Here is a 5,042-nt window from a genome sequence, read left to right on the forward strand (position 1 = left end):
CGAAGCATTCGGACGATAAATTATCAATTTTTATCACAGGTTATTTTCCTGTAAGGGCGAAGCATTCGGACGATAAATTATCAATTTTTATCACAGGTTATTTTCCTGTAAGGGCGAAGCATTCGGATGATAAATTATCAATTTTTATCACAGGTTATTTTCCTGTAAGGGCGAAGCATTCGGATGATAAATTATCAATTTTTATCACAGGTTATTTTCCGAATGCTTCGCCCCTACGACTCCTTAAAAATTAATTATTCCGCCAAATTCTGCCATCATTTCTTCTAAGAGTTCTTCCATCATTTCTTCTCTGAGGGAACGCAAACTGGGTGGACCTTCTAGAAATTCTTTGATGGTAATTTTCTTGTCTCTAAAGTTCTGAATAAAATCACGAATATCAACTACAATTTCAATTTGAGATTCTAATTGCTGCAACATTACACCTGTGGCATCAATTCCGTGTTTAGCAGCTTTGCGAGCATCAGAAACCATTGCTCCTTCAGGAGTATTTTTAGCTAATCTTAGTTCCTGTTTTAATTTCTCATATTGAGTTTTGAGAATTTCATTTTGCTGTTCTAAATTTTTACATCTGCGATTTAAATCATCTTCGTTATTATTATCAATATTTTCCCCTAGCTGATGTTGTCTTTCGATTTCTAATAGTCTGGCTAAATCTCCTTCTTGGTAAGCTTTATTAATTTCTTTCATGATCTCTGTATGAGATTTATGTGTTTCAGAATCTTGTACTTTGTCTGGATGAAAGATTTCTGCTAGTTTTAAAAATGTCTGTCTAATTTTTCGAGAATCTTCACTTCTACTAGCAGAGGTTGATTCAACTTCCTGTTGTGAATCCCAATATTGATTTTGACGATGTTGATGATTGTCTGTTTCTGGGTTTTCAAACATTTCATCTAGTTCAGTATCTTCATCTTCACCCACAGCTTTGGGGCTAATTATTCCTGACATTTGTAAATTCATGTACAGGGATTCTATTTTGTTTTGAGTTTGTTTACCAAATTTTCTAGTAGTCAGAATTTCCTGAAATAACCCATGAATTTCTTGATCTAAATCTGACATTTTTCGGAAACAAGGACTGGCTTTTTGAAATATTTCTGTAGCTAGAGAACGCATTTTTTCAACAAAATTATTGATTTCCGTGCGCTTTTTCTTAATCTGTTTTAATAAGGATTGATGTTCTTTTTCTAGAGATGCTAAATATATATGCAGGTCAGAAAGTGCTAGGGTGGTGGTTGTTGGGGGTGTTGGTGATGCAGACTTGGTTTTTTTAGGCATAAAATTGGGAATGGGGAATTGGCAAGAGTTGATTAATTTAATTTTACAATGCCCCATGCCCAATTATCTATTTAATTGTACTTGGGATATCCAAGCACCGTGAAAACCATAGGGTACTCTTTGGGGAATAATTACTCTTGCAACTGGTTCACCGGTGATATCTTGAGCATTGATAACTACTAATTCAGAAGTTTGTGAATTTTCATCATAAACAAAAGTAACTAACCAACCATCATCTTCTGTGGTTGCATTTGTGGTTGTATTTAAACGAGGTGCAAATACAGTTTCACCACCATAACGCCCTTCTCCAAATTCATGGGTTTGGGTTTTGCCATCTTGGAAATTATACTTAATTACACCATCAAATAAAGGCATAAGACTATTAGCCATTTTGCCAGCATAACCGTATTGGGTTTTTCTACCTAGCAGGTTTTCGTTAACACGGGGAAATTCTGTGGGTACGTCATCTAACTTTTCTTCCGTGACTGTACCTGTTTTGAGGTGAAAACGCCAACGATGTAAGAGGGGTATATTTGCGGTGGGATCATTTGTTGAGATATTGGTTTCTAATACGGTGGTAGAACTCATGCGACAAGCAATAAGGATGATTTCGTCTTCTTTTTCATAGGCGTTCATGGTGTGGAAAACGTAACAGGAAGGACCCTCAAACCAACGGATATTGCTGTTGTCTCCGTGACGGGGTAAAATGCCAAAACGACTGGGGCGATCGCTCTCAAACATCATCATTGGTTCTCCCCTTTGCATCCGTTCTACACTGAATGTCAGGGGTAAATCCATAAAAATGGTATAATTTTCAGTAATGGCGAAGTCGTGCATCATTACCCCTATTGGTAGTTCAATGGGTACAGTCTGCAATATTTCCCCTTGTGCAGAAACTACGCCATATTGTAAGTACGGGGGTGCAAAGGAATAACCAAAGAACATCATTTCCCCGGTAACTGGGTCTACTTTGGGATGGGCGGTAAAAGGGGAAGTTAGTTTATGATTGTAAGTATATTCTCCTATGGTTTGTAATTCAGGAAGTTGAATATTATGGGGTGATCCTCCTTCCCACAATGCTAAAAATTGTCCAGCGTGCCAAACTAAGGCAGTATTAGCGGTGTTTTTCCCTGGTCCATAAGGGTTGTCCATTTGCGGTGGTTCTAAAAGTCCACTCCAAACAGCTTTCCCTACTTGGTTTTCAATGTTCCAACCTCTAGTACGCACATAACGGTTACGATAAATAGCTTTACCATTGGTAATTTCTACACCGTGTAACATTCCATCACCATCAAACCAGTGATATTGTCCTATGGGTGAATGTTGGGGGTTTGGTCCATTACGAACAAACATCCCGGAAAGGTCGGGGGGTAGTTCACCAATGACTTGGAGGTTTTCTGCGGTAATTTCTTGGCTAACTGGGGCAAAATTCCCATCTAAATAGGCATTTACTAAGGTGGTGGTCATTGTTATTGTTGAGTTTTATAACGCACTTTCTCTAATATAGCTATTTCCCAAAATCTAAAATCTAAAATCTAAAATCTAAAATCTAAAATCTAAAATTGTTATGAGTTTAACTCTTTACCTACTCCGTCACGGTGAAACAGAATGTAGCCGCAATCATGCTTTTTGTGGTTCGATAGATTCAGAATTAACTCCTGAAGGTGTAAAAATATCAGATTTGATATCGAAGCTTGGACATTGGAACTAGGAACAGGAATGCAGGTAAAACCTGATTCAGTTGCTAAAGGTTTACGGGGTATAAAAAACTATTTAGCACACAAAGGGGTTTTACAAATTAGTGATTTGATGCTACCAGAAACACTATCCCATAAAATCTATTTTGCATCCAGTAGCAAGAGAAAAAGATATTATGCGATCGCAGGTGGTATGATTCAATCTAGAGTTGAATTGGGTAGTGCTGTCAAAGCGGGAGATAGGCTGTATCAAATTATCAGCTTTAATAAAGAAGGGAAATTACCTACTATAATTGATGTTGGCACTGAAACTGATGGATTGGTTTATGATATATCAACAAACTAGGCTGTAAATCAAGGTGAGTTTGTCCTGGGAGTGCTTGAAGAATAAATTGCCAGAATTTGGGAGTTAGGAGTCAGAATACTTGTAGTTTTATAATTTTCACAAATTTGTCTTATGGCTGAGATATTTTTGACGTGGGAATGAAAATAGATGCAGTAATAGATTAAACTAAGAATAAGGACATACTCGCACCTAACAATGTGATTCTATGTTTGTGATTCTATGTCTGTTTTATTTTCGGGAAAAAACCAATCTATTTTAATTTGAAAATATAAAGGTGTAATCAAACGTGAGTAATATTGATAATTATAGTTTTACGGTTGCTGAAGAATTTGCGATTCCCCAAGCACCAGCTAATTTTAAATCTGGGTTTATCGGTATTATTGGTCGTCCTAATGTCGGTAAATCTACTTTGATGAATCAATTAATAGGACAAAAAATAGCGATTACTTCACCAGTAGCGCAAACTACTAGAAATCGGTTAAGGGGAATTTTAACTACTGAGAAAGCGCAGTTAATTTTTGTGGATACTCCAGGGATTCATAAACCACATCATCAACTGGGGGAAGTGCTAGTACAAAATGCCAAAATAGCCATTGAATCGGTAGATGTGGTATTGTTTGTAGTTGATGGAACAGCGGTTTGTGGTGGAGGCGATCGCTTTATTGCTGAGTTATTAAGTCGGAGTGAAATTCCGGTAATTTTGGGTATTAATAAAATAGATCAACAACCAGCAGATTCGGAAAAAATAGATAATAGTTATATTGAATTAGCAAGAGAAAATGAATGGCAAATTCTCAAATTTTCAGCGGTGAATGGTGAGGGTTTACTAGAACTGCAAGATTTATTAATTGCACATTTAGAACCTGGTCCTTTTTATTATCCACCAGATTTGGTGACAGATCAACCGGAAAGATTTATTATGGGGGAATTAATCAGGGAACAGATTTTATTGTTGACTCGTGAAGAAGTACCTCATTCAGTGGCGATCGCCATTGACTTAGTAGAAGAAACCCCAACTATTACCCGTGTTATGGCAACTATTCACGTAGAAAGAGATTCCCAAAAAGGAATTTTAATTGGTAAAGGTGGGACAATGTTAAAATCTATTGGTAGTGCTGCACGTGAACAAATCCAAAAACTAATTGCGGGTAAAGTTTATTTAGAATTATTTGTGAAAGTACAACCAAAATGGCGACATTCACGGGTGAGGTTAGCAGAGTTAGGATATAGGGTGGAAGAATAGAAGATGGGGGAATGGGGATTTTGTCTGAATCAGGATTTTCAGGATATCTTCTTTGCGACTTTGCTCCTTAGCGACTTTGCGCGAAATAGATTTTTGTGTGAATTAGGATTTTCAGGATTTGAGGATTTTCAGGATGTTATTTGATGATGGTTGGTTACGCACAAGTCACTAAATAACGAACCGCAAAGGACGCAAAGGACGCAAAGGAAAGAGGTTTTTAGAGAGATTTGTCATTTTCATCCTGTACATCCTTTAATCCTGGACATCCTGATTCAGACAAAAATATCATCCACCCATCATTTTCAATCAAGCAAATATTTGATTTACTGTTAACTTTAAATAGGGTTTGCTGAATAAACCTAAAACCTTGATATATCAAAGGTTAGAGGCTGATAAACACAGAAATTAGTGCAAGGGTTTTGAAGGGTATACCGGAAAAAGTGTGCATTTTTTGGGATTTCAA

The 5,042-nt window shown here is 36.9% G+C and carries 4 protein-coding genes and 2 pseudogenes; 4 read left to right on the top strand and 2 right to left on the bottom strand.

All coding sequences use genetic code 11. The features are described from left to right. A pseudogene (locus FFR48_RS29720) lies at nt 1-254 on the top strand (hypothetical protein); the annotation flags it as partial. Here the strand turns inward: FFR48_RS29720 and FFR48_RS25215 are convergent. Together FFR48_RS25215 and FFR48_RS25220 are read right to left on the bottom strand one after the other, a co-directional pair. After that, nucleotides 244-1,293: a J domain-containing protein gene (locus FFR48_RS25215; RefSeq protein ID WP_137669260.1), complete on the bottom strand. Its 1,050-nt coding sequence runs from the start codon at nt 1,291-1,293 to the stop codon at nt 244-246. The pseudogene FFR48_RS29720 and the gene FFR48_RS25215 overlap by 11 nt on opposite strands. Nucleotides 1,294-1,356: 63 nt before the next feature. Continuing rightward, a complete protein-coding gene (locus tag FFR48_RS25220) occupies nt 1,357-2,760 on the bottom strand; it encodes a carotenoid oxygenase family protein (protein WP_137669261.1) in 1,404 nt (467 codons plus the stop codon). A 100-nt stretch (nt 2,761-2,860) separates the two neighbouring features. On the opposite strand from FFR48_RS25220, the gene FFR48_RS25225 reads away from it, so the two are divergent. From FFR48_RS25225 to era, 3 genes and pseudogenes are all read left to right on the top strand, one after another. After that, nucleotides 2,861-3,004, top strand: a complete 144-nt coding sequence (locus FFR48_RS25225) for a phosphoglycerate mutase family protein (protein ID WP_137669262.1) — start codon at nt 2,861-2,863, stop codon at nt 3,002-3,004. Continuing rightward, nucleotides 2,962-3,336 (top strand): annotated as a pseudogene (locus FFR48_RS25230) (succinylglutamate desuccinylase/aspartoacylase family protein); the annotation flags it as partial. The gene FFR48_RS25225 and the pseudogene FFR48_RS25230, both read left to right, overlap by 43 nt. Before the next feature lie 286 nt (nt 3,337-3,622). Beyond that, nucleotides 3,623-4,579 (top strand): GTPase Era, encoded by a 957-nt coding sequence (gene era / locus FFR48_RS25235; protein WP_137669264.1) that lies wholly within the window; start codon nt 3,623-3,625, stop codon nt 4,577-4,579. Nucleotides 4,580-5,042 lie beyond the last annotated feature (463 nt).

The organism is Sphaerospermopsis reniformis (genome assembly GCF_005402885.1).
Classification (GTDB): Bacteria; Cyanobacteriota; Cyanobacteriia; order Cyanobacteriales; family Nostocaceae; genus Sphaerospermopsis; species Sphaerospermopsis kisseleviana.

Coding starts and splice junctions, on each gene's coding strand:
- FFR48_RS25215 (WP_137669260.1), bottom strand. CDS start 1,293: ATGCCTAAAAAAACCAAGTCTGCATCACCAACACCCCCAACAACCACC.
- FFR48_RS25220 (WP_137669261.1), bottom strand. CDS start 2,760: ATGACCACCACCTTAGTAAATGCCTATTTAGATGGGAATTTTGCCCCA.
- FFR48_RS25225 (WP_137669262.1), top strand. CDS start 2,861: ATGAGTTTAACTCTTTACCTACTCCGTCACGGTGAAACAGAATGTAGC.